This is a genomic window from Streptomyces sp. NPDC049627 (assembly GCF_044465645.1).
Classification (GTDB): domain Bacteria; phylum Actinomycetota; class Actinomycetes; order Streptomycetales; family Streptomycetaceae; genus Streptomyces.
Window position 1 is genome coordinate 220,240 of the sequence record NZ_JBITLW010000013.1, and the last position, 24,327, is coordinate 244,566.

25 protein-coding genes and 1 pseudogene are annotated in these 24,327 nt (G+C 71.9%); 6 read left to right on the forward strand and 20 right to left on the reverse strand.

What is annotated here, in order from left to right; genetic code table 11:
• Positions 1–87: 87 nt before the first annotated feature.
• Entirely contained in the window at positions 88–762 is a 675-nt protein-coding gene (locus tag ACIBU0_RS32610) for a CBS domain-containing protein (protein WP_398825643.1), read from the forward strand.
• Between the two features lie 87 nt (positions 763–849).
• Here the strand turns inward: ACIBU0_RS32610 and ACIBU0_RS32615 are convergent, their stop codons facing one another.
• A complete protein-coding gene (locus tag ACIBU0_RS32615; protein ID WP_398825645.1) occupies positions 850–1,455 on the reverse strand; it encodes a hypothetical protein in 606 nt (201 codons plus the stop codon).
• 298 nt (positions 1,456–1,753) lie between these two features.
• On the opposite strand from ACIBU0_RS32615, the gene ACIBU0_RS32620 reads away from it, so the two are divergent.
• The 4 genes and pseudogenes from ACIBU0_RS32620 to ACIBU0_RS32635 all read left to right on the forward strand — a co-directional run bounded on the left by ACIBU0_RS32620 (position 1,754) and on the right by ACIBU0_RS32635 (position 5,743).
• Entirely contained in the window at positions 1,754–2,623 is an 870-nt protein-coding gene (locus ACIBU0_RS32620; RefSeq protein WP_398825648.1) for a universal stress protein, read from the forward strand.
• A gap of 76 nt (positions 2,624–2,699) precedes the next feature.
• Positions 2,700–4,280 (forward strand): annotated as a pseudogene (gene acsA / locus ACIBU0_RS32625) (acetate--CoA ligase); the annotation flags it as partial.
• A gap of 264 nt (positions 4,281–4,544) precedes the next feature.
• Positions 4,545–5,126, forward strand: coding sequence for a hypothetical protein (locus ACIBU0_RS32630; protein ID WP_398825651.1), 582 nt, complete (start codon positions 4,545–4,547; stop codon positions 5,124–5,126).
• Complete coding sequence (locus tag ACIBU0_RS32635; RefSeq protein WP_398825654.1) at positions 5,123–5,743, forward strand: V-type ATP synthase subunit D; 621 nt, start codon at positions 5,123–5,125, stop codon at positions 5,741–5,743. The genes ACIBU0_RS32630 and ACIBU0_RS32635 overlap by 4 nt, the downstream gene beginning before the upstream one ends.
• Before the next feature lie 42 nt (positions 5,744–5,785).
• Here ACIBU0_RS32635 and ACIBU0_RS32640 read toward each other — a convergent pair whose 3' ends face one another.
• The 8 genes from ACIBU0_RS32640 to ACIBU0_RS32675 form a co-directional block, all read right to left on the reverse strand.
• Positions 5,786–6,442, reverse strand: a complete 657-nt coding sequence (locus ACIBU0_RS32640; RefSeq protein WP_398825657.1) for a potassium channel family protein — start codon at positions 6,440–6,442, stop codon at positions 5,786–5,788.
• Positions 6,439–7,098, reverse strand: a complete 660-nt coding sequence (locus ACIBU0_RS32645) for a potassium channel family protein (RefSeq protein ID WP_398825660.1) — start codon at positions 7,096–7,098, stop codon at positions 6,439–6,441. The genes ACIBU0_RS32640 and ACIBU0_RS32645 overlap by 4 nt, the downstream gene beginning before the upstream one ends.
• Complete coding sequence (locus ACIBU0_RS32650; protein WP_398825663.1) at positions 7,095–9,905, reverse strand: cation-translocating P-type ATPase; 2,811 nt, start codon at positions 9,903–9,905, stop codon at positions 7,095–7,097. The genes ACIBU0_RS32645 and ACIBU0_RS32650 overlap by 4 nt, the downstream gene beginning before the upstream one ends.
• A 210-nt stretch (positions 9,906–10,115) precedes the next feature.
• Entirely contained in the window at positions 10,116–10,988 is an 873-nt protein-coding gene (locus ACIBU0_RS32655; RefSeq protein WP_398825666.1) for a universal stress protein, read from the reverse strand.
• Positions 10,989–11,370: 382 nt separating this feature from the next.
• Positions 11,371–12,807 carry an MBL fold metallo-hydrolase RNA specificity domain-containing protein gene (locus ACIBU0_RS32660; protein ID WP_398825669.1) on the reverse strand — a complete coding sequence of 479 codons (1,437 nt, stop codon included), beginning with the start codon at positions 12,805–12,807 and terminating at the stop codon, positions 11,371–11,373.
• Positions 12,808–13,015: 208 nt separating this feature from the next.
• Positions 13,016–13,543, reverse strand: a complete 528-nt coding sequence (locus tag ACIBU0_RS32665; RefSeq protein ID WP_398825671.1) for a DsrE/DsrF/DrsH-like family protein — start codon at positions 13,541–13,543, stop codon at positions 13,016–13,018.
• Between the two features lie 13 nt (positions 13,544–13,556).
• Positions 13,557–13,874, reverse strand: coding sequence for a TusE/DsrC/DsvC family sulfur relay protein (locus ACIBU0_RS32670; RefSeq protein ID WP_398825674.1), 318 nt, complete (start codon positions 13,872–13,874; stop codon positions 13,557–13,559).
• Positions 13,875–13,890: 16 nt separating this feature from the next.
• Positions 13,891–15,132 (reverse strand): NAD(P)/FAD-dependent oxidoreductase, encoded by a 1,242-nt coding sequence (locus tag ACIBU0_RS32675; protein ID WP_398825677.1) that lies wholly within the window; start codon positions 15,130–15,132, stop codon positions 13,891–13,893.
• 190 nt (positions 15,133–15,322) lie between these two features.
• On the opposite strand from ACIBU0_RS32675, the gene ACIBU0_RS32680 reads away from it, so the two are divergent.
• A complete protein-coding gene (locus tag ACIBU0_RS32680) occupies positions 15,323–15,769 on the forward strand; it encodes an OsmC family protein (protein WP_398825680.1) in 447 nt (148 codons plus the stop codon).
• Positions 15,770–16,129: 360 nt separating this feature from the next.
• Here ACIBU0_RS32680 and ACIBU0_RS32685 read toward each other — a convergent pair whose 3' ends face one another.
• The 11 genes from ACIBU0_RS32685 to ACIBU0_RS32735 all read right to left on the reverse strand — a co-directional run bounded on the left by ACIBU0_RS32685 (position 16,130) and on the right by ACIBU0_RS32735 (position 24,111).
• Entirely contained in the window at positions 16,130–16,552 is a 423-nt protein-coding gene (locus ACIBU0_RS32685; RefSeq protein ID WP_398825683.1) for an Hsp20/alpha crystallin family protein, read from the reverse strand.
• A gap of 113 nt (positions 16,553–16,665) precedes the next feature.
• Positions 16,666–17,388 carry a CBS domain-containing protein gene (locus ACIBU0_RS32690; protein ID WP_398825686.1) on the reverse strand — a complete coding sequence of 241 codons (723 nt, stop codon included), beginning with the start codon at positions 17,386–17,388 and terminating at the stop codon, positions 16,666–16,668.
• A 47-nt stretch (positions 17,389–17,435) separates the two neighbouring features.
• Complete coding sequence (locus ACIBU0_RS32695; protein ID WP_398825687.1) at positions 17,436–17,900, reverse strand: cyclic nucleotide-binding domain-containing protein; 465 nt, start codon at positions 17,898–17,900, stop codon at positions 17,436–17,438.
• Positions 17,901–18,063: 163 nt separating this feature from the next.
• Entirely contained in the window at positions 18,064–19,089 is a 1,026-nt protein-coding gene (locus ACIBU0_RS32700; RefSeq protein ID WP_398825690.1) for a GerMN domain-containing protein, read from the reverse strand.
• 576 nt (positions 19,090–19,665) lie between these two features.
• Positions 19,666–20,016 carry an ArsR/SmtB family transcription factor gene (locus ACIBU0_RS32705; RefSeq protein ID WP_398825692.1) on the reverse strand — a complete coding sequence of 117 codons (351 nt, stop codon included), beginning with the start codon at positions 20,014–20,016 and terminating at the stop codon, positions 19,666–19,668.
• A gap of 274 nt (positions 20,017–20,290) precedes the next feature.
• Positions 20,291–20,647 (reverse strand): zinc ribbon domain-containing protein YjdM, encoded by a 357-nt coding sequence (locus ACIBU0_RS32710; protein ID WP_398825694.1) that lies wholly within the window; start codon positions 20,645–20,647, stop codon positions 20,291–20,293.
• A gap of 58 nt (positions 20,648–20,705) precedes the next feature.
• Entirely contained in the window at positions 20,706–21,101 is a 396-nt protein-coding gene (locus ACIBU0_RS32715) for an STAS domain-containing protein (RefSeq protein WP_398825697.1), read from the reverse strand.
• A gap of 91 nt (positions 21,102–21,192) precedes the next feature.
• The gene (locus ACIBU0_RS32720) at positions 21,193–21,612 is read right to left on the reverse strand and encodes an ATP-binding protein (protein ID WP_398825699.1); all 420 of its coding nucleotides are present in this window, start codon (positions 21,610–21,612) and stop codon (positions 21,193–21,195) included.
• Positions 21,612–22,019, reverse strand: coding sequence for a pyridoxamine 5'-phosphate oxidase family protein (locus tag ACIBU0_RS32725; RefSeq protein WP_398825702.1), 408 nt, complete (start codon positions 22,017–22,019; stop codon positions 21,612–21,614). The genes ACIBU0_RS32720 and ACIBU0_RS32725 overlap by 1 nt, the downstream gene beginning before the upstream one ends.
• Positions 22,016–23,773: a SulP family inorganic anion transporter gene (locus ACIBU0_RS32730; RefSeq protein ID WP_398825705.1), complete on the reverse strand. Its 1,758-nt coding sequence runs from the start codon at positions 23,771–23,773 to the stop codon at positions 22,016–22,018. Before ACIBU0_RS32730 ends, ACIBU0_RS32725 begins: the two co-directional genes overlap by 4 nt.
• Positions 23,770–24,111, reverse strand: coding sequence for an ArsR/SmtB family transcription factor (locus ACIBU0_RS32735; RefSeq protein WP_398825708.1), 342 nt, complete (start codon positions 24,109–24,111; stop codon positions 23,770–23,772). The genes ACIBU0_RS32730 and ACIBU0_RS32735 overlap by 4 nt, the downstream gene beginning before the upstream one ends.
• Positions 24,112–24,327: the final 216 nt, after the last annotated feature.

Genomic DNA, 24,327 nt, shown 5'->3' on the forward strand with positions numbered 1-24,327 from the left:
TGTCCGAGAGAGCGTCGAGACGACCGGTCTCAAGCCCCGGACCGCGTAGGGACCATGGGCTGTCACGCCCGGGACGGGAGAGGCGACATGCATCACCGAACGGTCGCGGAGCTCATGACCCGTGACGTCGTGCGGGCGCGGCGTGACACGCCGTTCAAGGACATCGTCAGGCTGCTGTCGGAGAACGACGTCACGGCCGTACCCGTGGTGGACGAACAGGACCACCCGCTGGGCGTGGTCTCCGAGGCCGACCTGCTGCGCAAGAGTGCCGACCAGGCCGACCCGTCCGGACGAGCCCCGGTTCCGCACCTGGAGGCGTGGGAGCGGGCCAAGGCCACCGGTTCCCGCGCCGAGGAGCTGATGTCGGCTCCCGCCGTGTGCGCGCGTCCTGAGTGGAGCGTGGTCGAGGCGGCCCGTCTGATGGAGAAGCACCACGTCAAGAGGCTGCCCGTGGTGGACGAGGCGGACCGTCTCCTGGGCATTGTCAGCCGCAGCGACCTGTTGCGGATCTTCCTGCGCCGTGACGACGCCATCCGCGACGAGATCACCGAGGATGTGCTGCGCCGCACCATGGGGCTCCGGCCCTGGGAGGTGACCGTCGAGGTGCGCGACGGGCGGGTCGACCTCGGTGGCTCCGTCGAGTTCAGCAGTCTGGTCCCCGTCATCGAGCGCCTGTGCCGCAGTGTCGACGGCGTGGTGTCGGTCGACGGGCACATCGCATACGGGACCGACGACGCCCGGCGTCCTCCCACGGGCACCTGAGCGATCTCGCCCGGCTGCGCCCGCCGAACTCGGCCGCGCCCGACTTGGGCACCGCCGGTCACTCGGACCTGTCCGGTCGCCGCCCCGTCACCGGCCGGAGCGCCCGGACCACTGAGGCTCGACCACATCCCACTCGGCGTCCCACCGCGCGTACCTTCTGCGGTCCAGCAGGCGGTGCATGCCCACCCGAGCCCCCCAGGCCGCGGTGGCCACGCCGAGCGCCGCCATGCCGCCCACGAACCAGCCGGTGGTCGTCGCGTTGAGCGCGTTCATCGGTGGACCGGTGAGGCCGCCGTCCCGGTCCACCCACACGCGGACGGTGGCGCCCTCGGGTGTACTCACCTCCACGAGCGTGGTTGCGGTCCGCACGGTCCCGTCCCTGTCCGTCCAGCGGACCTGCGCCGGTTGCTTCGCTCCCTCGGCGTCACCCTCGGGCTTCGAAGCCAGTCGGGCGGCGACTTCATGCCGTGCCGCCTCCTGGGCGTGCACGGTGCGCATCGACGACTCGTACGCCGTCCACCCGACGCTGAGCGCCACCACGGGCAGCGCAAGGACGAAGACCAGCGTCAGGAAGCGGCCGAACCAGCATTCGAACCGGTCGGACGTACGCCTCAGGGGGTTCTCCCGTATCGGTACGTGCTCCTTGCGCCGCGGCGGCGGACCAGGGGTAAGCGGCGATTCCTGTGCGCTCATGAGTACGCCTCCGGCACCTCGCTGGTCCGTTCCTCCCCTCGGTCCCACCATCGGACGGCGGCGGATCTCGGTCACTGGGCCGAACGTCCCCCCGCGGTCCGCTTACGGCCCCGGCCGCGGCTCCTGCGCACCCCGCTTCCTCGTTCCGCATGCGCCGCGAAGGGGATTGAGGTACTCCTCGTAGGAGAGGACACGCCACGCCCGGCATGCCGCGACGTCCGGAGCATCCCAGGCCATCGGGCTCGTTCACCGCCATCCACCGGCGTTCCCACCTTCGGACGGGACGGAGGCCGCCGCTATGCAAGCAGTCGTCACCGTGGGCCTCGACGGCTCACCCGAGAGCCTTGCCGCGGCCCGCTGGGCCGCCGACGAGGCCGAGAAGCGCAACCTCACCCTCCGTCTGCTGCACGCGTGGCCGCTGCTGGTGCCGGAGTCGGCAGGCGTTCCCCCGGAAGTCGATCAGAACTTCTGGGCCAAGCGTCTCGTCCACACCGCGAGGGCGGAACTCGGGACGCGCCACCCGGGTCTGTCCATCGTCGGGAACCTGGTCGCCGAGGACGCACAGAACGCGTTGCTCCAAGCGGCGTCCGAGTCCGAGATGCTGGTGCTCGGTTCCCGCGGGCTGGAGCCCGTCGAGAGCTACTTCCTGGGCGATGTCAGCATGCCCGTGGTGGCACGGGCGGAGCGACCGGTCGTACTGGTCCGCGCCGAATCCCGGGAGGAGGGGCCGCCCGCGGCAGCCGCCGATCGCGTGGTCGTGGCTCTGAAGCTGCACGGGTCATCCGACGACCTGCTGGACTTCGCCTTCCATACGGCTGCGGCCAGGGGCGTTCCGCTCCAGGCCGTGCACGGCCACAGCGTGCCGCTGCACGCACGCGTGCCCTGGGGCGTGGACCACGACGTCACGGAAGAGATCACCCAGGAGGCCCGCAAGCAGCTGAGCACGGCGCTCCGCCCCTGGCGCGAGAAGTACCCCCGGGTGGACGTGACCGACAGCATCCGTCTCGCGAGTCCCGCCAAAGCCGTCGTACAGGCCGCCCAGGGCGCCGCCCTACTGGTCGTCGGCCGTCGCGAACACCGTCCTGCCCTGGCGCCCCACCTCGGGCCCGTGGCGCAGGCCGCCATCCATCACGGGCGCTGCCCGGTCGCCGTGGTTCCGCATGGCTGAACCCGGCCGCCGCCGGGCACCGCGCGGTCGGCACCGCGGGCCGGCGCGTCCAGGGCCCGTTCGCTGCCCTGCATGACGGCGCGACTCCGTCTCGTCCGTGACGTACGCGGAACTGGCCCGCCGTGCGGCCCGCTTCGCAAACGTCCTGCGGTCGCTCGGGGTCGGCCACGCGGACCGGGTGTTCACTCTCCTCGGCCGCTGCCCCGAGCTCTACACGACGGTGCTGGGCACGCTCAAGAACACCAGCGTGCTGTGCCCGCTCTTCTCCGCCTTCGGCCCCGACCCCGTTCAGCAGCGGCTGGCGCTCGGCGACGCGCAGGTCCTCGTCACCACCGCGCCCCTTTCCGGCGCAAGGTCGCCGAGCGCCGGGCATCGGTTCCCGGACTCAAGCACGTCCTGATCGTCGGACCCGGCGCCGAGGACCTGCCCGGAACCGCTTCCTTCGACGAGCTGATGTCCACCGCACCGGACACCTTCACCATTCCGCCGACCTCACCCGACGACATGGCCCTGCTGCACTTCACCAGCGGGACCACCGGCACTCCCAAAGGTGCGGTCCATGTCCACGAGGCCGTCTTCGCGCACTACGCCACCGCCGCGTACGCCCTCGACCTGCACCCCGAGGACGTGTACTGGTGCACGGCCGACCCCGGCTGGGTCACCGGCATGTCGTACCGCATCGTCGCCCCGCTCGTGCACGGTGTGACGGTGGTCGTCGACGAGGGCGACTACGACGCAAGGCGCTGGTACCGGATCCTCGGCGAGGAGCGGGTCACCGTCTGGTACACGGCCCCCACGGCCCTGCGGATGCTCATGCGCGCCACGCCCCGCCAGGGGCCCTACGACCTGCCGCGCTCCTACGACCTGTCGGCTCTGCGCTTCGTCGCCTCCGTCGGCGAGCCCCTCAATCCGGAGGCCGTCGTGTGGGGCCGGGACGTGCTGGGCCTGCCGGTGCACGACAACTGGTGGCAGACGGAGACCGGTTGCATCATGATCGCCAACTTCGCGGCCTGCGAGATCCGGCCCGGCTCGATGGGACGTCCGCTGCCCGGCGTCGAGGCTGCCGTGCTGAAGCAGGGCGAGGACGGCCGGGCACTGGTCGTCGACGGCCGCGTCACGGAGGTGGGAAGCCCCGATGTCGAGGGCGAGCTGGCCCTGCGTCCGGGCTGGCCGTCGATGTTCCGCGGCTATCTGCACGACATGGAGCGCTACGACGCCGCGTTCGCGGACGGCTGGGACCTGACCGGTGAACCTGGTCCGCCGGGACGCGGACGGCTGGTACTGGTTCGTGGGGCGCGCCGACGACGTCATCAAGTCGGCGGGGCATCTGATCGGCCCCTTCGAGGTGGAGAGCGCGCTGATGGAGCACCCGGCGGTGGCCGAGGCCGGGGTGATCGGACGGCCCGACCCGGTCGCCGGGAATGTCGTCAAGGCGTTCGTGTCGCTGCGCCCCGGTGTCGAGCCGACCCCGGATCTGGAGCGGGAGCTGCTGGCCTTCGGCCGCCGCAAGCTGGGGCCGGCCGTCGCTCCCCGGGAGATCGCCTTCGACCAGAACCTGCCCAAGACCCGCAGCGGGAAGGTGATGCGCCGTCTGCTGCGCGCACGGGAACTCGGCCTGCCCACCGGCGACTTGTCGACTTTGGAGGGATCCGCATGAGCGTGACCCGCCCCGCCCGCGCACGGAAGGACTCGGCGCCCTCGAAGTCCGGCAAACCGGCGACGCACAAGGCGGCCGGAACGGCCGAGCGGAAGGTGAGTGCCGGGCCGCCGGCCGGGCGCGGGCCGGCCGGGCACCGGACGGACCTCCTGGAGGCGATGCTGCGCATCCGGCGCTTCGAGGAGCGGTGCGTCGAGCTGTACAGCGCGGCGAAGATCCGCGGCTTCGTCCACCTGTACATCGGTGAGGAGGCCGTCGCCGTCGGTGTGCGACCTGGCCTCGTTGTACGAGCGCTGCGGACGCATCCGGGGCCGCCCCGGCTCGGTCACCGTGCTGCCGGTGCTCACCATGCCCGCGGGCGACATCACCCACCCCGTGCCGGACCTGACCGGCTACATCACCGAGGGGCAGATCGTGCTCTCGCCCGAGACGCACGCGCGGGGCGTGTACCCGCCGCTGGACGCCCTGTCCTCCCTGTCCCGGCTGATGCGCAAGGGCGCGGGCCCCGGCCGGACCCGTGACGACCACCTCGACGTCGCGGCCCAGCTGCTGGCCGCGCTGGCCCGGGCCCGGCAGGTGCGCGACCTCGCGGACCTGGTCGGCCAGGCAGCTCTCAGCGCGACCGACCGCCGCTACCTGGACTACGAGGAGGCGTTCCTGCGGGACTTCGCGAACCAGCGCGCCGACGCACCACGCGACCTCGACACCTCGCTGGAACGCGGCTGGCGGGCCCTGCTCACCCTGCCCCGCAGCCAGCTCTCCATGCTCCCTGCCCGGCTCCTCGACGCCCATGGGGCGAGGGACCTCGACGCTCTCGGGGATCCCGGCGAGGGGGTGCCGCGATGACCGGCGCCCGGCGTACGCCGCCCGGGCGGGCGGGACGCCTGCGGCTGCGGCACAGCCTCGATGTCGCCGAGCGCGGAGCCGATCTGCTCGAGCAGAAGCTGCGCATCCTGCGCTCCGAGCACCAGCGGCTGCTGCGGGCGGAGCAGGAGGCCGCCCGGGTCTGGCGGGACGCGCTGCCCGAGGCCGAGAGATGGCTGCTGCGGGGCCTGCTGCTGAGCGGGGAGCGGGCCCTGGACTCGGCCGCCGCGGGCATCAGTCCCGCCGAGATCGCGGTGCACTGGGCCACCTCCATGGGGGTTCGCCATCCGGCGTCGGTCACCACGTCCGTGCCCGCCCGGCCGCCCACCGCCGCCGCTCCCACCAACACGGCTTTCGTGCACGCCGAGGCGGCCTACGGCCGTGCCCTGCGGGCCGCCGCCGAGTACGCGGCCGCCCACGCCGCCGACGAGCTGGTGGGTGCGGAGGTCCTCGGCACCCGGCACCGGGTGCGTGCCCTGCGGCGCCACTGGATCCCCCGCCTGCGGGAGGCCCTCGGCCAGGCCGACCTGGCCCTGGAGCAGGCCGAGCACGAGGACGGCGTCCGGCGCCGCTGGGTGGCTCGGACCGCGGAGCGGTGACCGTCGCGCTCTGCCGTGTGCTCCTCCGCAGCAGGCGGCGGTTCACTGGAACGCCGCGTGGATCTCCTGTTCGGTCGCGGAGTGCGAGACCAGGAGGAGTTCGTCGCCGGGATGGAGCCGTATCGCCGGATCGGGCACGGTGGGCTGCCCCTCGCGGACGATGGTGGCGACGACCGTCCCTTCGGGCAGCCGGACGTCGCCCAGGGCCCGGCCCACCGCCCTGGACTGCGGTGTGATGGCCGTTTCGATGACGTCGACGCCGGCCTTGCTGAGCCGCAGCAGGGCGACCGTGTCGGTGGCGCCGGTGGCCTCCTCGATGAGGGAGACCAGGGGCGTGGCGGCCGGAACGGCGACGTCGACACCCCAGCGCCCGTCGAACAGCCAGGCGTTCTCGGCGTCGTTGACCCTGGCGGCCACACGGGGGACGGAGAACTGGCGTTTGGCGAGCAGGCTGATGACGAGGTTGTCCTCGTCATCTCCGGTGGTGGCGATGACGAGGTCGGCGGTCAGCGCACCGGCGTGTTCCAGGAGGGCCGGTTCGCAGGCGTCCCCCGGAACCAGCCGTGCGGCGATGCGGCCCCGAAGGCCGGCCAGGCGGTCGTCGTCGGCGTCGATCAGAGTGACCTCGTTGCGGGCCGCGGCGAGCACCTGGGCGATCTGGGTGCCGAGGCGTCCCGCGCCGGCGATGAGCACGTTCACGTCCCCAGCTCCTTGTCGAGAAAGCCGCGCAGCCGGCCCAGGGCGGTGGCGGCGACGGCGAAGGTGACCAGGTCGCCCGCCTGGGCGGGCGTGCTGTGCGCGGGGATCAGGGAGCGGCCCCCGCGGGTGACCTCGACGACGCGGATCTCACCGTCGACATCGAACTCGGTGAGCCGCCGCCCGATGAGGTAGGCGGGTACTTCTGAGCGGATGAGCAGCGTCTCTCCGTTGCCGAAGCTGAGTTCGGGACTGAGGTGGCGGTGCAGGAGCATCTGGTGGATCTGGTGCACGGTCCAGCGGACGCTGGCGATGGTGGGGATGCCGAGGTCGCGGTAGATGTCGGCGCGCCGGGGATCGTAGATGCGGGCGAGGACGATCGGCACCCGGTAGGTCTCCTTCGCGGTGCGCGCGCTGACGATGTTGCTGTTGTCGCCCGACGTGACGGCCACGAACGCGTCCGCGTGCTCGATCCCGGCGGCCGTGAGGACGGCGCGGCTGTAGCCGTTGCCCTCGTGGAAGCGGATGCGGGGGCTGTCGGGCAGCCGCTGGGCCGCCTTGGGACGCCGGTCGACGACAACCACGTCGTGCCCTTCGGTGGCGAGCAGACCGGCGAGCATCGACCCCACCCGTCCGCAGCCAACGACGATCACCTTCACCGTGGGGCTCCTTTCCGGCGCTCCGCGCGGCGGCGCAGCCATGCCTTGCGGGCCTCGTCCGCGATCAGGGGCAGGGTGCCGAGCCCGGCGAGGACCGCCCAGTCGGCGGCGTCGAGCGGGGCGGTGTTGAAGACGGCCTGCAGCGGCGGGAGATAGCTGATGGCGGCCATCAGGGCGACGCCGAAGCCGCCGGCCGCCAGCAGGGCCGGGTTGGACAGCAGACCGGCCTTCAGGACGCTCTGGCGGTCGGTGCGCACGGCGAGCGCGTTGAAGAACTGGCTGAGCACGATCCCGGCCTGGACCATGGTGATCGCCTCCTGGTACACGAGGGTGTCCTCGGTGAAGTCGTCGTACGGGATGCCCGAGGAACCGATGTGCCAGAAGAACAGGGCGGTCACGCAGATCGCCTGGATGCCGCCGAGGAACAGGATCCGCCCCACGACTGCGGCCGAGAACAGGCGTTCTTGGCGGGACCGCGGCAGGCGGTCCATCACGTCGGGCTCCGGTGGCTCCGCCCCGAGAGCCAGTGCGGGCAGCACGTCGGATCCCAGGTCGATCGCCAGGATCTGCACCGCGCTGATCGGGACCAGCGGAAAGCCGGCGAAGGTCGCCGCCAGGATCGGGACCAGCTCCCCGATGTTGTGGCTGAAGAGGTAGACGAGGAACTTGCGGATGTTCTGATAGACGGCCCGGCCGAGCCGTACCGCCGCCGCGATGGACGCGAACGAGTCGTCCAGCAGCACCATCGAGGCGGCTTCCCGGGCGACGTCGGTGCCCGAGACACCCATGGCCACGCCGATGTCGGCGTGTTTGAGGGCCGGTGCGTCGTTGGCGCCGTCCCCGGTGACGGCCACGACCTCGCCGCGTCGCTGGAAGGCCGTGACGACCCGCATCTTGTGCTCGGGGCTGACCCGGCACAACAGCAGCTCGGACGGCTCGGCGAGCAGCGCGTCGAGTTCCTCGTCGTCCATCGCGTCAAGGCGGGCGCCCGTCACCACGATCGGATCCGGGCGCCGTACGATCCCGACGCGACGGGCCACCGCCTCCCCGGTCAGCGGGTGGTCGCCGGTGACCACGACGATCCGGATGCCGGCCCGGCGGCAGGCGGCGACCGCGTCGGAGACCTCCGGGCGCGGCGGGTCCAGCATGCCGACCAGGCCGAGCAGCGTGAGTGCCGACTCCGCCTCGTCCTGCGCGGGGCGCGGCCCGTCCAGCTCCCGCCGCGCGACGGCCAGCACCCGCAGCCCCTGAGACGCCAGCGCATCACTCGCCGCGACGGCCGCCGCCCGGTCCTCGCCGGTCAGCGACCCGCGCCGCCCCGCCCACTCCACGTCGGTGCACCGCGCCAGCAACTCCACGGGCGCGCCCTTCACACACGCCTGACAACCCACACCGCTCTTGTGCACCGTCGTCATGAGCTTGCGGTCCGAGTCGAAGGGAAACTCCGTCACCCGCGGGGCCTGAGCCTCCTCGGCGTCCAGGTCGAGCCCGGCCTTGGCCGCCACCACGAGCAGCGCCCCCTCGGTGGTGTCGCCGAGCACCCGCCAGTGCCCCCGGGGGCCGACCGGGGGAACCAGCCGGGCGTTGCAGCACAGACCCGCCACCCGCAGCAGTTCACGCACGGGCCCCGCGTCGGCGACCTCGCCGCCGGGGGCGTACCCCACCCCGCTCACCGAGTGCGCCGCACCCCCCGCCCACACCTGTGTGACGGTCATCTCCGCCTGGGTGAGCGTCCCGGTCTTGTCGGTGCACACCACCGTGGTCGACCCGAGCGCCTCCACCGCCAGCAGTTGCTTGATCAGGGCGTGGCGGCGCGCCATCCGCCGTACCCCGATCGCCAGGGACACCGAGAGGGTGGCGGGCAGCCCTTCCGGCACCAGCGCCACCATCACTCCCAAGGCGAACACGAAGACGGTCACCGGGGACTCCCCGGTGGGCAGCCGCACGGCGAACATCAGGGCACCGATCGCCAGCGCAGCACCCGCCACGCGCCGCGCCATGGAGGCCACCTGGAGCTGCAGCGGGGTCTTCTGCCGGGGAGCCGCCGCGGCGAGCCGGTAGATGCGCCCGAACTCGGTCCGCGCGCCGGTGGCGAAGACCACCGCCCGCCCCGACCCGGCGACGACCTCAGTCCCCATGAACACGCAGTTACGGGCCTCCAACGGCGGCCCGGCCGCCACTGGATCGGCCGTACGGCCCACCGCGTTGCTCTCCCCGGTCAGCGGCGCGTTGTTCACGGCCAGCTCGTGCGCCTCCACCACCCGGCAGTCCGCCGACACCGCGTCCCCGGCCTCCAGCACGACCATGTCGCCCGGCACCAGCTCCCGGGCGGGCACCTCCAGCCGCTCGCCGCCGCGCAGCACGCGGCAGGTGTGGGGCACCATCGCCGCCAGCGCCTGGGCCGTGCGCTCGGCCGAGTACTCCTGGGCGAACCCGATGGCGGCGTTCAGCACGACGACGCCGAGGATCGCCACCGCCAGCTGCAAGGTCCCGATATCGCGCGGTTCTTCCAGCCCGTATGCCAGAAAGGTGATCCCCGACGCGACGATCAGCACGACCGCGAAGAGGTCGGTGAACTGTGCCCCCAGTTGACGCCACACGGCGCGCCGCCGGGGCCGGGGCAGTTCGTTGGCCCCGTGGCTCTCGAGCCCGGCCCGTGCCTGCGCCGCGGACAGGCCGCGCCGTGACGTGTCCAGTGCCGTGAAGACGTCACCGACAGCCAGTTGCGTCACCGGGACGGACGTGGCGTGGACCGCCTCGCTCTGCGCCCCGCCTTGGACGAGGGGATCCGTTCGGCTGTGCATCATCCGATCCTGTGCGGTGGCGGGATCACCGTCGCCGCGGGCATCGGTCTCACTGCGCACAGGGCCTTGGCTGAGGCTGCCATCACGGACTCCAGGGAGCTCGGCGGGCGTTGCGCCGGTTCGCCGCCCTCGATGGACGGCCGTCCCATCGTGTTCCGGGCACGCCGACGCCACCAGGGCCGTCCGGGCCAGAGGTCCGGGCCGTTCGCCGTCTCACGCCGGGACTGTGATGACGGGGCAGTGGGCGTGGTGCAGTACTCCTTGGCTCACCGAGCCCAGCAGCATGCCCGTGAAGCCGCCGTGCCCCCGGGTTCCCACGACCAGCCCCAGGGCGTGTGCCGAGGCGTCCGTCAGAACCTGCACCGGGTGTCCGAGGACGACTTCATGGTGCAGTTCCACGTTCGGGAACCCGGCGGAGCGACCCGCGACCGTCTCGGACAGCACGCGGCGGCACTCCCGCACCGCGGCGTCCTCGTCCAGGGCACCGAGGAGCGGCGGATGCCACACGTACAGGGCCCGCAGGTGCGCACCGCGCAGGGCCGCCTCCTCGAACGCCAGGTCCACCGCCGCGGCCGAATGCGGACTGCCGTCGACGCCGACCACGAAGTACGCAGGCTGCTGGGTGATGTGCTCCGGCTCCGGTACGACCACGACCGGGCACGCGGCGCGGGCGGTGAGCGGGAGCGCCACCGAGGCGGAGCCGAACAGCTCACGCCGTCTGCTCAGGTGCCAGGAGCCCACCACGACCAGGGAGGCACCGCGGGCCTCCTCTCCCAGAACCCACGCCGGCTCTCCCTCCGCCAGCAGCGTCGACACCTCCACCGTCGGCTGCCGGGACTCCACGAAGGCGACCGCCTCCTTCAGGACCTGGTCGCCCATCCCGTGCAGCGCCCGGTTCCACTCCTCCCACGACGGTCGTACCTCCCCCGACCGGTGTCCGCGGGTCGGTACGCCCTGGGCGTGGACGAGCCGCAGTGGCAGGCCACGGCGGCCCGCTTCGTCGGCCGCCCAGGCGAGCGACAGCCGCTTCGCAGGGTCGGGGTCGACGCCCACCACTATCGGCCGGCGTCCGTCCGCTCCGGTCATGACTCCTCCAAGAGATCTCCGTGCCGCCGTCCGTCCGCCGTCCTTCCAGCCTCGTCCCTGCCGCCGGGTGCCGCCACGCCACGAAAAGTCCTGTCCGGCGTCCGGGTCCATCCGGGCCGTTTGGTCCCGGTGCCTGTGCCGACATGGCCCAAAGGGTCGGGTCGGTCGCCTCATGGTGCGCACGCCAGGTCCGGACAAGGCTTGCCGGTACGCGCAGCACCGGGTGACCGGCAGCTCGCACACCACGTCCGAGGAGGCGGCGGTCATGAGGCGGACACAGGAGACCAAGCGCCCCCGAAGCCCTCGCGGGCCGGAGCCCCAGGATCTGCGCACCCCCTCCGGGCGGCCCCGTCCGTACTGAGGGTGGACGGGTCCCGGTCCGTCAGCGGACGAGGACCCGCTCCCCGGAACGCGGGACGACCGCGGTCCAGCCCAAGGTCCGGTCGATGCGGTCGCGCAGCGCCTCGGCCGCGTCGGGCTCTCCATGCACGAGATAGGTGGCGTGCGGTGCGGGCGCCCCACGCAACCACTGGATGATCTGTCCGGCGTCGGCGTGCGCCGAGAAGTGCGGTACGTCGGCGACCTCGGCGCGGACCGGGACGTACTCGCCGAACATCTTGAGCACCTTCGCCCCGTCGACGAGATCGCGGGCGCGCGTACCCTGCGCGGCGAAGCCCACGACGACGACGCTGTTGCGCGCGTCGGGCAGCAGGCGCCGCAGGTGGTGCAGGACGCGCCCTCCGGTGGCCATGCCGGACGCGGAGACGATGACGGCGGGTCCGCCCGCGCGGCTCAGCTCGACGGACTGCTGGATCGACCGAACGGGACGGAACGGCTCCGGGCTCAATGCCGCCGTTCCAGCGAGGGCGACCTCGGGCAGCAGTTCCGCCGCCCCCGAGCGGACGGCATCACGGTAGACGTCGAGGGCGGCCAGGGCCATCGGGCTGTCGACGTACACGGGCACGTGTGCCGGGAGCCGGCCGGCCCCGCGGAGTTGGGCAAGCTCGTGCAGGACGACCTCGGTGCGGTCGAGGGCGAACGCCGGGATGACGACGGTGCCGCCGCGAACGAGGGTCCGGACCAGTACGTCCGCGAAGTGGGCGCGGCCGGCCTCCTCCTCGTGGCGCCGGTTGCCGTAGGTCGACTCCATCAGCAGTACGTCCGCCCCCGAGAAGGGTTCCGGCGGGCGCAGAAGCGGATGGCCCGGGCGGCCCAGATCGCCGCTGACGGCCAGGGTGCGGCCGTCCTCCAGAGTCAGACGGGCCCAGGACGAGCCGAGGATGTGCCCGGCCGGGTGCAGCGTGAGCCGGGTGCCGACGGCGATGTCCGTCGACGTGCACGCCGGGACGGGGGCGAGCAGCTTCATGGTGCGGTCGACGTCCGCGTCGTCGTACAGGGGCTGCGCGGGACGGTGCTTGGACCAGCCGTGCTCGTTGGCGTGCTGGGCCGCCTCCGTCTGGAGCTTGGCGCTGTCCCGCAGCACGATCTCCATGAGCCGCGCGGTGAACTCCGTCGTCACGATCCGGCCACGGAAGCCGTGGCGTACCAGTCGCGGCAGATACCCGCAGTGGTCCAGGTGGGCGTGTGTGACGACGACGGTTTCGATGTCCGCCGGATCGCACGGCAGACCGCGCCAGTTGCGCCTGCGCAGTTCGGCAAGGCCTTGGAAGAGGCCGCAGTCGATCAGTACGCGCGCGTGGTCGCTCTCGACGAGGAACTTGCTGCCGGTGACCGTGCCGACGCCGCCCAGGAAGGTCAGCAGGGCCGGCCGGGCTCGGGTCGGGGTGCGGCTCTCCGGGTCGACTACCAAGGTGGTCATGACGCCGGTCTCCTTCGTGGTCGGGCCGATCGGCCCTGGTGGTTCCACGATTCCTGTGGTGTGCTTGAGACGACGGGAAGGACCCCTTTTCCGGACGCGGAGAAGCGGCTTCGGGCCGTGCACCGCGCAATCAGGATCCGCGAGAAGCGGATGGGTCCTTTCCGCCCTTTCTCCAAGCTGGTTCTCGTGCCGGGGTACGGGGCGGCTTTCAGGTGTAGATGATCTGGCTCCCGGCCGCCCGCTCGTAGAACTCGCCGACCGTGAGGATGTCCTGGACGTGCTCGACGAGGTCGTCCTTGTCGAGTTCGAAGAGGTCCACCGATGCCCTGCAGGCGTAGATGCCCGCGCCGGTGTCGGCGATCATCTCGAGGAACTCGGGGATCGGTGGGATGTCGAGCTGGTCCATCTTGCGTTCCATGTACCGGGTGACCAGGTCGGGTACGCCCGGCAGGCCGCCCAGGAGGGTCGGCAGGTGCAGGCCCGGGTTGCCGACCGTGGCGAGCTTGATGTGCTCCCAGCGCTTCTTGGTGATGGCGTCCAGGCCGAAGAAGGTGAAGAACAGGTCGGCGTCGATGCCCTCGGCGCGGGCACCGTTGGCCAGGATCAGGGCCGGGTAGATCCCCTCCAGGGATCCCTTGGAGACGATGATCGAGACTTTGTCGATCGTCGCCCTGGTCGACTCGGCCGTCGCCCTGCTCGACTCGGCCGTTGCCCTGTCCAATGCGGTGTCGGTCATGACGGCACGCTCCTCAGATGCAGCCGCGCGGCTTGGGAATGCCGGCGATCTTCGCGGCGGTCTTCGCCGGTCCCTTCGGGAAAAGCTGGTAGAGCTCCTTGACACTCACTCCGGACGTCTTGCCGAGGACACGGACGGTCGGTCCGGTGCCCTTCTGGGCGTACTGGGCGCGCATGAAGCGGATGACCGTCCAGTGCCGGTCGGTCAGCGTCTCGATGCCGGCCTCGCGGGCGATCTGCTCGGCCATCGGCTCGGTCCACCGGTCGGGGTCGGTGAAGAACCCCTCGTCGTCGACCGGGACGGCGGTGTCGTCGTAGGTGGTGGTGGCCATGGTGGTGTCCTCCGGGTCAGACGGGGAGTTGTTGCTTGCCGCGCTCCGGCATCGGTGATCCGATGCCGGGCAGCTCGCGGCCGGGCAGCAGGCTGTGCCAGTACAGCCATTCGAAGGCGAGCTTTCCGAGGTGGTTGGCGTACGACTCCTTCAGCAGCGGCAGGCCGACGCCGGCCGGGTAGTGGCCGGGCAGCGGCTCGGTGTCGTAGTTGAAGTCGATGAGCAGCGCCTTGTGGAAGCCGGTTTCGACGAAGCAGTTGGTGTGCCCGTCGAAGGAGGCGTCCAGCGGCTCTCCGGCGAGGAAGCGGCCGATGTTGTGCACCAGCGTCTCGCCCTCGAAGTGGGCCACCGAGCCCGCCTTCGACGCGGGCAGGCCCGCCGCGTCGCCGACAGCGAACACCTCGGGGCGGTCAGGGTGTTGGAGGGTGTGCGGGTCGACGGGGACGAATCCGAGTTCGTCGCCCAGTCCCGGGGAGCGGTCCACGTACGCGGCGCCGCCGTGCAACGGCACGACGACGGCCAGGTCGAACGGCACCTCGCGGTCGTCGTACGACACGAGCCGCCCGCCGGCGCCGTCGACCTCGCCCAGCGTGAACTCCGTGATCAGTTCGATGTCCTTCTCCGCGAGCAGTCCGCCGAGCGACCTGGCGGCCACCGGCTTGGTGAAGGCGGCGTCCAGGGGGGTGGCGTAGGTGAGCCGGACGCGGTCGCGGATCCCGCAGCGCTGGAAGTACCAGTCGGCGAGGAAGGCGAACTCCAGTGGCGCGACAGGGCACTTGACCGGCAGGTCGGCCACGTTCACCACCACGCGGCCGCCGTCGAAGCGTTCGAGCGCGTTGTGCAGGCCGACGGCGCCCGGCAGGTCGTAGAAGGTGAAGACGTTCTCGCACCAGCCGGGGCCGGTCAGTCCCGCGGTCTCCTCGGAAAGGATCCGGGCGCCGGTCGCCACGATCAGAACGTCGTACGTCAGCCGGCCGCCGACCGCGAAGTGGACCCTCCGCGCGTCCAGGTCGACCCGGTCGATCCTCGCCCGCATGTAGTCGATGCCGCGGTGGAGCTGACGCGGCCGGGACCGGATCAGGTGGTGCGGTTGAGCCATCCCGAACGGCACGAACAGCAGCCCGGGCTGGTAGACGTGGTCGTCGTCCTGGTCGACGACCGTGATCCGGCACTCCCGCTCGTCGTGCGCACGGCGCAGCCGGTTGGCCGCGAGCGTGCCGGCCGTACCGCCGCCGAGAATCACGATGTGTTTGCTCATGTCTCCACTCTTGTGCGGGAGATGAGGCGGAGTGAGGGGCCGGTGGTCCCTGGCCGGGTACCCATAGGGGTATATCCGTGAAAGAGGGCCGAAAGGCCCCGTCACTGCTCCCCCTGGGCCCTGGGCGCGCCCTGTCCCCCGCGTTCCACTGGAAACCGGAGCAATCGACGTGGAGGAGAGAGGCGCGGCCATGACCAGCACAGCGTCGGGGACGCCGTCTCGACCGGAGGACGACGCGGCTCAGGTTCTCGAAGTCACTCATCTCGACGGGGACGCATACGTCGTCGGCGTGCGCGGGCACCAGGTCCTGGTGGACCAGCCCACGGAGGTGGGCGGCAAGGACACCGCGCCCACCCCCACCGAACTGTTCGCGGCATCCCTCGCCACCTGCGTGGCCTTCTACGCGGGCCGCTATCTCCGGCGCCACGGGTTGCAGCGCACCGGGCTGCGGGTGCGCGCCGAGTTCGCCATGGCGACCGACCGCCCGGCGCGCGTCGCGTCCGTCCGGCTGGTCCTCACACCTCCGCCCGCGCTGTCCGAGCAGCGCCACGCGGCCCTGCTCGCGGTCGCGTCGCATTGCACGGTCCACAACACGCTGCATCAGCCGCCGCGGGTCGACATCGAGCTGGCGCCGTAACTCGGACCGCCGCCTGACACCGCTGACAGGCGTGTGTGCACGGCCGGTTGGGCGGCTCGTCGAGCATCGCGGCGAGGCCATGGGCAGGCTCGCCGCGCGCTGCTGTCACAGACGGGAGACCCGTCCTGTTCTTGCGCACGCGCAGTCGCAACTGCTGGTGACCATGCGTGGTCGACGCGGCAGAGCCGTGGGGGGGGGGGGGGGGCGGCCCCCCGGCCCCCCCCCGCCCCCCCCCCCCCCCCCCCCCCCCCCCCCCCCCCCCCGGGGGGGGGGCGCGGGGGGGGCGGGGGGGCCGCCCGGGGGGCGGGGCCCCCCCCCCCCGCCCCCCCCCCCCGACGGTCTCCCACCGCGGAGCAACGCTCACGCGTGCCGCACGGGGATGGTCCTGGTGCCCGCCTTCACCTCCGGCACCGGAACCGTGATGGTCAGAACTCCGTCCTTGTATTCCGCGGTCGCCTCGTCCCCCTTGGCTCCGGCAGGCAGCCGGACGGTACGGGTGAAGGTGCCGTAACGGAACTCCGTGTGGTGCTTTTCCTTGGTCTCTTCGGCGCGCTCGGCTCGCAGCGTGAGCAGACCCTCCGTGACGGTGATCTCGACGTCCTTCGCGGGGTCGATGCCCGGGAGCTCGGCCCGCAGCTCGTACGTTCCCTCTGTCAGGCGCTCCTCGATGCGGATGCCGTGGGTACCCGGAACGGTGTGCACCGCGGGGAACCCGCCCTCGACCCAGCCGAACAGGTCGGGAAGCGTCGGCCAGCCGGGCAGCCGCTCGATCATGCTGCTCATGTCACCCTCCCTTCTTCCCTCTTCCATCGTGACGCCGCAGGCCAGGGGTGTGCCTGGGCCGACCGGCCCTCTGGTGGCCCCGGTCGGCCCCTGGCCGCCCGGTGAGCTCGTCGTCAGGCGGGCCCTGAGGCTGCGGACGGTCGTACGGCCGAGCCGTCGTCGGGAAGGTCCGGGTCGAGAACGGGGCGGCGGCGTGGTCCGAGCAGCTCGCAGTCCACAGCCACCACGCCTTCCACGGCTTTCGTCAGTCGCGTGGCAAGGGGTATGAGCGTGGCGTCCCTGGCCCGGCCGGTCAGCCGCACGACGCCTTCGCGGACCTCCACTCGAACCGTCTCGGGCGCGTCCCGGAAGAGGCGGCCAACGACGTCGTACCGCACTTCCCGTGCGATGTCCTCGTCGCTCCGCAGGAACACCTTGAGCAGGTCGGAGCGGCTGACGATGCCCTGCAGTACGCCCTCGCCGCCGACGACCGGCAGGGACTCGACCCCGAAGTACGCCATCATCCGCGCGGCCCGTGCGACGGGATGGTGCGTCTCGGTGGTGACAGCCGGCGTCGTCATCAGCTCCTCGGCGGTCCGGGCCCCGGCCTTGACCAGATCGGACGCGTGCTCGATCCGGCCGACACCGGCTGAGTCGTCGTCGCGGAACTCCTCCTTGTGGAGCAGGTCCGCATGGGTCACGACGCCCAGGACCCGGTTTCCTTCGTCTATGACGGGAAGAGCGCTGACCCCCCACCGCTGCATGGCCTTGACGATGTCCTTGAACGTCGCCCCACGCCGAAGAGCCACGACGGTGCGGGTCATCACATCGCCCACGGTGGTCGGGGTGCCGTACATGGTGTCCTCCGGCGAATTCCGATACGAGCGGGCGGGCAAGCCCCGGATCAGCCCCGGCTTCCGCTCCCAGAGGGGGCGTACAGGTCGAGGATGCGGCTGCGGGCGACGTGCAGCCGACGGGCCACGACCCCGCCGACCCACAGCGTGACGGCGTGCCCCATCGCGGGATCGTCCGCGCACATCCGGCGTACGGCCCCGGCGTCGAACTCGTGGGCGCGTACCAGGCCCACCGTCTCGGCACCGAACCGCCACCCGTGGGGCGGGAACAGCCAGGACCAGCCGAGCAGTTCACCGAAGCCCAGTGTCTCGAGCACGACCGGCCTACGGCCGGGCACCCGCATGTCGAGGGCCACGGTGCCGGACCGGATGATCCAGAAGTGGTCGGCCCGGCCGCCCTCGCCGAAGAGCCGGATGCCCGCCGGGAAGCGCGCCTCGTGAGCCAGGCTCATGAGCCTGCCGCGGTACTCCGCAGGGAGCGTCGTGGCCGGCCGGGGCATTGTCGCGGTCGTCATGGTGCGCCTCCTCGTGCGCCGGCCGGCACGGCCGTCGTCGTGGGCGTACGTCGCCTGTCTTCAGCCTCGGCCACGGGCGCGGGGAGAGCATGGGCCGACCGGCCCTCGTCCAGGGTCCCAGTGGGCATGTGTGCACGACGCGGCGGGTGACGCGCGGGGGCCGTCAGCGCTTGACCGTCAGCGGCACGGTGTCCTCGATCACCGCGTGGCCGTCCTCAGGGGAGTCCCAGTACGCCGTGAGGAGGCCGGCACCCGAGCGGGTCGCCTTGTAGGGGATCGTCACGTCGAACGTGCCCCGCGTCCCGGTGCCGGAGGTCGCCACGCCGTAGATGTTCGCGGCGGTGCGTCCGGCAGCGTCGGTGATCTTCAGGCGGAAGGTCGCCTCGAACGTGTTGGCGCTCCCCCACACCCGGACGGGCGTGCGGATGGTGTCGCCGATCAGCGGCGACTCGACCAGGACGAGCGGCGTGAGGTCCTCGAAGTCGGCCCGGCCGACCGGCCCGTTGAGGAGGATGCCTTCCCCGCCGAAGGACGTCACCGGCTTGCCGTCCAGCTCGAAGCGCACCTTCTCAATGGTGGGGAAGCGGGTCGCGGTGAACACCACCTGGGCGAGCCTGGCACGCATCGACAGGCTTCCGCCGCCGTCGTCGAAACGGCCGGACAGGTCCACCGTGGCCACCTTGCGGTCGACCACGACCGAGTGCAGCGTCGTGCCCGACGGAATGGCCGTCGTGCGCCTGTGATCGCGTTCGTAACGGCTGGGTCCGGCCAGCAGGGCCCGCAGGGCACCCGCGGCGGTGGTGGGCGCGGTCACGCTGCGCGGGGCTGGTGACACCTTCTCGCCGTGCAGGAAGTACACCGATGCACGCACCTGGCGCGGTCCGCCACCGGGGGGGGGCAGCGGAGTCGTCGGCGCGGGGGTGCCGGGTGTGGTGGTCCCGTCCCGGCCGGGTGCGGTGGTGTCGTCCCGGCCGGGTGCCGTGGGGCTGCCTCCCGTCGTGCCGCCGCTGCTGCCGTCGGTGTTCGACGTGCCCGGCATGCCGGTTCCGGGAGTGGTGCCCGGGGCACCGCTGCCGGTGTCGGTGCCGCACGCGGTCGCCGCCGAGGACAGGAGCAGGGCGGCGGCAGCCAGGACGATCGGTCGCCGCAGCCGGTGGGAGATGGGTTTGGTGGAGATTTCTGTGCGCATGGCGGCCTCCTCCGACCCTTCCAGGCAACACCCCCGGGAGACCCGCCCCAAGTGCCGTACGGCCCTGACGAGCAGGCCGTACGGCATCGACTCGGGTCGCGCCGGGCGTCGGTGACGCGGCATCAGAAGCGCGGACGACGACCCTCCTTCCGGCGTTGCCGCACGCATTGGCGGCCGCCGGGCCAATCGCCGCTGAGCGAGGACGCGTTGAGCGGGGCGGGCCGGAGCCGGGTGCGTTCGCGGGGAGGACGACCATCGGACCGGCGTGCTGAGCAGTCGTACACATCAATAGGCCGGTTGGCCTGGCCGGATGTCCCCAACGGCTCTCCTCGCCGGACCGCCGGCAGCCTAGGGTCGTGTGCGGGGCATCAGCCCCCGGCCGCTGCTCAGGAATCGGCCGTGGGCGGTCGGCCCCGGACGGGCTTTCCCTGCCCGGCAACCTCCCGCGTCCGGGTGGGGAATCCGGTGTCCGGCCGGCGGTCAGGAGGGGAGCGCCGGCCGGACGCACACCGACTCGCCCGAGGAACTCCTCGCCGAACGCTGTCCTGGTGAGACGGTCGCCGTGGGAGACCCTCGCTACGACGTCGGCTTTCCCTCGCCCTGCGCGGCCTGCAGGTCGGCCAGCAACTCGGCCTGCCCCGCGAGCACCCCGGACAGAATGGTCCGCGCGACTCGCAGGAGCTCCGCGACCTGCGGGCTGGTCAGCGAGTAGTACACGGTCGAGCCCTCCTTGCGGGTCGCCACCAGATTCGCCCGCCGCAGCACGGCCAACTGCTGGGACAGATGCGCCGGTTCGATGCCGACCTCGGGCAGCATCTCGGCGACTGCGTGTTCGCGCTCGCTCAGCAGCTCCAGGACCCGGATACGAGCCGGATGACCCAGAGTCTTGAAGAACTCGGCCTTCAGTTGGTACAGCGGTGCACTCATCGTGCCGTCCTCTCCCCGACACCACAGCACGGCCCGACCGGCCGAAACGCGGCGCATCGCATCCACCCTCCCCCACCCTTCGGGCGGGGGGACCCATCTCGCTTCGCTCGTCAAGAACATACGACCATCCTCGCCTGCGGCACCGGCCACCCCGCACTCGCGGGTGACTGTCCGACCTCGATCGCCTGCGCCGCCTGCTCACCGCCACCGGATTCACCGAACCGGACATCGAACCGATGCGCGCAGGGCAACCGCCCTGGCCCGGGCCGGTCGGTCAGGCCTTCTTGACCACGCTGGACTTGAGCTGCATGGCGCCGAACCCGTCGACCTTGCAGTCGATGTCATGGCCGTCCACGCCGTCGACGAGGCGGATGTTGCGCACCTTGGTGCCCGCCTTGATCCCGGTCGGGCTGCCCTTGACCTTCAGCGTCCTGACCACCGTCACGGTGTCACCGTCGGCGAGCACGTTGCCGACCGCATCGCGGATCACCCTGTCCCCGGAGGCACCCTCCACGGACTCCTGGGACGGCGACCACTCGTGCCCGCACTCGGGGCAGACCAGGAGCGCACCCATCTCATAGGTGTACGAGCCGGAACATTCGGGGCAGGCGGGAAGGCTGTTGTCACTCATGGCATGGATCTTTCAGTCAGTGAGCCGATACGTGGGTCAGGTCGGGGTCTGGCGGGGATCAGGCGGGCCAGCCGTCGGTGCGCCACGCCTGCCTGCTCTCCTCGGGAGCGGCCGGCCCCCGGGCGTGGGCGGCGAGTGCGGCGGCCAGGTCGCAGTGGACGGGGACGTCCGGGCAGTCGCCGGGCGGGACCAGCGAGCCGTCGGCGGGGATGGCGGCCAGTTCCAGGTGTCGGCCCGCTGCGGCGAGGCGGTGTGCGGCCTCGATGATGGCCAGCTGGCCTTCGGTGGACCAGCTGCGCAATTCGCTCAGGTCGAGGATGACCGGTCCGGTACCGCGGGCGACGACCCAGCCGACTGCGCCACCGAAACGACGGACAGCGTCGGGACCCAGGTATCCGGCGACGGAGAGGATGCCGAGATCCTGCTCGATGGTGTACCGCCACTCGATGGTCATGGGGGTGAACTTCCTTGTGGTGCGGTCCGTCGGATTCAGTCGGGTTCAGAGGGGGGTTCGGTCGGATTCAGCGGGGAGTTCAGTCACGGATTCAGAGGGGGAGGGTGATCCAGATGCTCTTGCCGAGCCTGTCGGCGTCCGCGCGGACGACCGCGCTGCCGCCCAGCCCCAGAGTCAGCTCCATGACCGTGGCCAGCCCACCGGTCCCGCCGGACGCACCGCGCAGTGGAGGCTGGTAGGGGTGGCGGTCGTGGACGGCGAAGGCCATGCAGTCCCGCCCCGCCGCGTAGATCACGGTCAGCTGCGGGGAGCAGACGGCGGCGTGCCGGACGCTGTTGGTCACCAGCTCGCCCAGGATCAGTAACGCCGGGTCCACGGCGGGGTGCCGCAGGCCGATCCCCCATTCGACCAGCGCCTGCTCGGCCGTCTCGCGGGCCATGCGCACGGCAGCCGGCATGGTCGGCAGGGTGAGCACGTGCCGGAGTGGGAGGGTTTCCAGTCGCTTCGACATCACGACTCCGCGCGGACCAGGCGGAAGCCGCTGACCGTCTTGGGGTGCAGGCGCAGCACGGTGTCGTGCGGGCCGTGGGTCCAGCCGGTCAGGGTGCGTCGGTAGTGGGCCGCCTCGTCGGGATCGGTGATCACCTCGGCGGGGCCGGACAGGGTCACCGTCCAGCCGGTGCCGGCCACGGCCCGGATCTCGTCCACCTGGTACGTCGCCGCTTCGGGCACGACAGCCGCCTGGACAGGAGCTCGCACGATCAGACGCCCGTACTCCCACACATGCCGGGCAGGCCGTACGACGGTCTGCCCCCGCTGCGGGTACACCAGCCGCCCGAGGCTGCTCCCCTCCACCAGCCACAGGGCCTCCGCACCGGAAACCTCGACCATGCGCCGGGCCTCGACGGGAAGACTCATCGCGCGGACCCTTCACTGAACTCGGCGGGAGACCCGGCGGGGCTCGGGACTGCCTTCTGCTTCTGCCGGGCTGCGCCCGTGGGCAGAATTCCCGCCTGCTCCAGGTGATCCCGAGCGTCCCGGATGGCCTCCGGCGTGGTGGCGTAGTCCCGGCCGTCGTACTGCAGCAGTTCCAGCGCGCCGACGGATTCCAGGACCTGACGCTGCTCGGGGCGGATGCCGGAGACCAGGACGAGGATGCCGCGCCGCTTCAGCTTCTCCACCGCGTCCTTGAGTACGAGGGCGCCGGTGGCGTCCATCGTCGACACCCGCGACATGCGCAGGATCACGACCCGTACGTCGGCCACCTCGGTCAGCTCCAGCAGGAAGCGGTGTGCGGCGGCGAAGAACAGCGGTCCGTCGATCCGGTACGCGACGATGTGCTCGGCCAGCAGTGCGTGTTCCTCTTCACTGTGGTCGCCCCGATCGAGCGGGACCTGTCCGAAGCTGGCCTGCTTGGCCACGGCGCGCAGGGCGAGGGCGCCCGCGACGACCAGGCCGATGATCACCGCGTACACGAGGTCCAGTGCCAGGGTCGCGACCGCGGTCAGGACGAGGATCAGCGCATCCGAGCGGGTGGCCTTGGCCATGGCCCTGAGCGAGCCGACCTCGACCATGCGGACGGCGGTGGCCAGCAGTACACCGGCGAGGGCGGCGAGGGGAATCTTCGACACCAGGGGAGCCGCCGCGAAGACGATCATGGCGAGGATCGCCGCATGGGTGAGGGCGGCCAGCCGGGAGCCCGCACCCGTGCGGACGTTGACCGCGGTCCGGGCGATCGCGCCCGTCGCCGGCACTCCGCCGAACAGCGGGGCCGCGATGTTGGCCAGCCCTTGGCCGAACAGCTCGCGGTCGGGGTCGTGCCGCTGCCCGACCGTCATGCCGTCCGCCACCGAGGCGGACAGCAGCGACTCCAGAGCCGCGAGCGCCGCCACGGCCACGGCCGGTGCGACCAGCGTCCCGAGCGAGCCGAGGTCCAGGAAGCCGAGCGAGGGCGCGGGCAGCCCGGACGGAAGGTCGCCGATCGGCTGCGCCGCGTCCAGGCCCGCGACCTCGGCGACGACCGTGGCGGCGATGACCGCGAGGATGGAGAACGGGACGGTCGGGCGGCGGCGGGCGCCGATCAGCATGACCGCGGCCACCGACACGGCGAATCCGACCGCCGTCCAGTTCGGACGGTGCGCGAACTCCTCGACGGCCCGCCAGGTCACCACCAGCACGCGATCGCCCTCGGGTCTGGGCACGCCGAGCGCGTTCGGGACCTGCTGCAACCCGATCACGCAGGCGATACCCAGCGTGAAGCCCTCCACCACCGGCGCGGGCACGTACTGCATGTACTTGCCGGACCGCAGCGCGGCCAGCACCACGAGTATGACGCCCGCCATCAGCCCCACGGTCAGCACGCCGGTCGGACCGTACTCGCCGACGATCGGCACCAGCACCACGGTCATGGCCCCGGTCGGTCCGGACACCTGGAGATTGGACCCGCCGAACACGGCAGCGAGCGCACCGGCGACCACCGCGGTCGCCAGTCCCGCCTCGGCGCCGAGACCGGAGGAAACGCCGAAGCCGAGGGCGAGCGGCAGCGCCACGATCGCCACGGTCAGGCCGGCGAGCAGGTCCCGCCGCGGGGCACGCCGCATGTCCGTCAGGTCGTCGCGCGTGGGCAGGAGCGCGGTGAGCCGGGCCGTGGCCCGGCCGATCGCCGAGGTCATCGCGCGGCGACCTCGGTTTCCCGCAGCTCGGCCAGCAGTTCGTTGCGCCCGGCGAGCATCTCGGTCAGGATCCGGCGCGCGGCCGTCATCAGATCCGCCACGTCCCCACCCGCCAGCTCGTAGACGACGGTCGAGCCCTCCCGGGTCGCGGTGACGATCCCGGACCGCCGCAGCACCGCCAGCTGCTGGGACAGAGTCGACGGCTCCACCTCGATGGCGGTCAGCAGCTCCCGCACGGGCCTCGGCCCGTCCTGCAGCAGCTCCAGTACCCGAATCCGCACGGGATGCCCCAGCATCCGGAAGAACTCGGCCTTGGCCTGGTACAGCGGAACGGACACGATCCCTCGGCTTCCCCTACAGCACCCCACCTCGGGGTGGACACGAAACGCTGCGCCGGCGGCTGCCGGAGAACGGGCACAGCAAACACAGCATCTAGGCAATTGCGAAATTTTGCAATTCCGCATCTCCTGCGCCCGCCGGGCCGGCCCGACCGGCCCTCTTGGCCGCGAGACGCTCAAGACATGACGGGCGCCCCTGCCCGCGCCGCACGCCGC

What these genes read in the sequence shown, in the direction of transcription:
- ACIBU0_RS32730 (WP_398825705.1), bottom strand. Translation starts at nt 23,773, where the DNA reads ATGACCTCGGCGATCGGCCGGGCCACGGCCCGGCTCACCGCGCTCCTG.
- ACIBU0_RS32615 (WP_398825645.1), bottom strand. Translation starts at nt 1,455, where the DNA reads ATGAGCGCACAGGAATCGCCGCTTACCCCTGGTCCGCCGCCGCGGCGC.
- ACIBU0_RS32675 (WP_398825677.1), bottom strand. Translation starts at nt 15,132, where the DNA reads ATGAGCAAACACATCGTGATTCTCGGCGGCGGTACGGCCGGCACGCTC.
- ACIBU0_RS32705 (WP_398825692.1), bottom strand. Translation starts at nt 20,016, where the DNA reads ATGAGTGCACCGCTGTACCAACTGAAGGCCGAGTTCTTCAAGACTCTG.
- ACIBU0_RS32680 (WP_398825680.1), top strand. Translation starts at nt 15,323, where the DNA reads ATGACCAGCACAGCGTCGGGGACGCCGTCTCGACCGGAGGACGACGCG.
- ACIBU0_RS32660 (WP_398825669.1), bottom strand. Translation starts at nt 12,807, where the DNA reads ATGACCACCTTGGTAGTCGACCCGGAGAGCCGCACCCCGACCCGAGCC.
- ACIBU0_RS32610 (WP_398825643.1), top strand. Translation starts at nt 88, where the DNA reads ATGCATCACCGAACGGTCGCGGAGCTCATGACCCGTGACGTCGTGCGG.
- ACIBU0_RS32635 (WP_398825654.1), top strand. Translation starts at nt 5,123, where the DNA reads ATGACCGGCGCCCGGCGTACGCCGCCCGGGCGGGCGGGACGCCTGCGG.
- ACIBU0_RS32670 (WP_398825674.1), bottom strand. Translation starts at nt 13,874, where the DNA reads ATGGCCACCACCACCTACGACGACACCGCCGTCCCGGTCGACGACGAG.
- ACIBU0_RS32655 (WP_398825666.1), bottom strand. Translation starts at nt 10,988, where the DNA reads ATGACCGGAGCGGACGGACGCCGGCCGATAGTGGTGGGCGTCGACCCC.
- ACIBU0_RS32690 (WP_398825686.1), bottom strand. Translation starts at nt 17,388, where the DNA reads ATGTACGGCACCCCGACCACCGTGGGCGATGTGATGACCCGCACCGTC.
- ACIBU0_RS32685 (WP_398825683.1), bottom strand. Translation starts at nt 16,552, where the DNA reads ATGAGCAGCATGATCGAGCGGCTGCCCGGCTGGCCGACGCTTCCCGAC.
- ACIBU0_RS32700 (WP_398825690.1), bottom strand. Translation starts at nt 19,089, where the DNA reads ATGCGCACAGAAATCTCCACCAAACCCATCTCCCACCGGCTGCGGCGA.
- ACIBU0_RS32650 (WP_398825663.1), bottom strand. Translation starts at nt 9,905, where the DNA reads ATGATGCACAGCCGAACGGATCCCCTCGTCCAAGGCGGGGCGCAGAGC.
- ACIBU0_RS32665 (WP_398825671.1), bottom strand. Translation starts at nt 13,543, where the DNA reads ATGACCGACACCGCATTGGACAGGGCAACGGCCGAGTCGAGCAGGGCG.
- ACIBU0_RS32695 (WP_398825687.1), bottom strand. Translation starts at nt 17,900, where the DNA reads ATGACGACCGCGACAATGCCCCGGCCGGCCACGACGCTCCCTGCGGAG.
- ACIBU0_RS32620 (WP_398825648.1), top strand. Translation starts at nt 1,754, where the DNA reads ATGCAAGCAGTCGTCACCGTGGGCCTCGACGGCTCACCCGAGAGCCTT.
- ACIBU0_RS32725 (WP_398825702.1), bottom strand. Translation starts at nt 22,019, where the DNA reads ATGAGTCTTCCCGTCGAGGCCCGGCGCATGGTCGAGGTTTCCGGTGCG.
- ACIBU0_RS32715 (WP_398825697.1), bottom strand. Translation starts at nt 21,101, where the DNA reads ATGACCATCGAGTGGCGGTACACCATCGAGCAGGATCTCGGCATCCTC.
- ACIBU0_RS32710 (WP_398825694.1), bottom strand. Translation starts at nt 20,647, where the DNA reads ATGAGTGACAACAGCCTTCCCGCCTGCCCCGAATGTTCCGGCTCGTAC.
- ACIBU0_RS32720 (WP_398825699.1), bottom strand. Translation starts at nt 21,612, where the DNA reads ATGTCGAAGCGACTGGAAACCCTCCCACTCCGGCACGTGCTCACCCTG.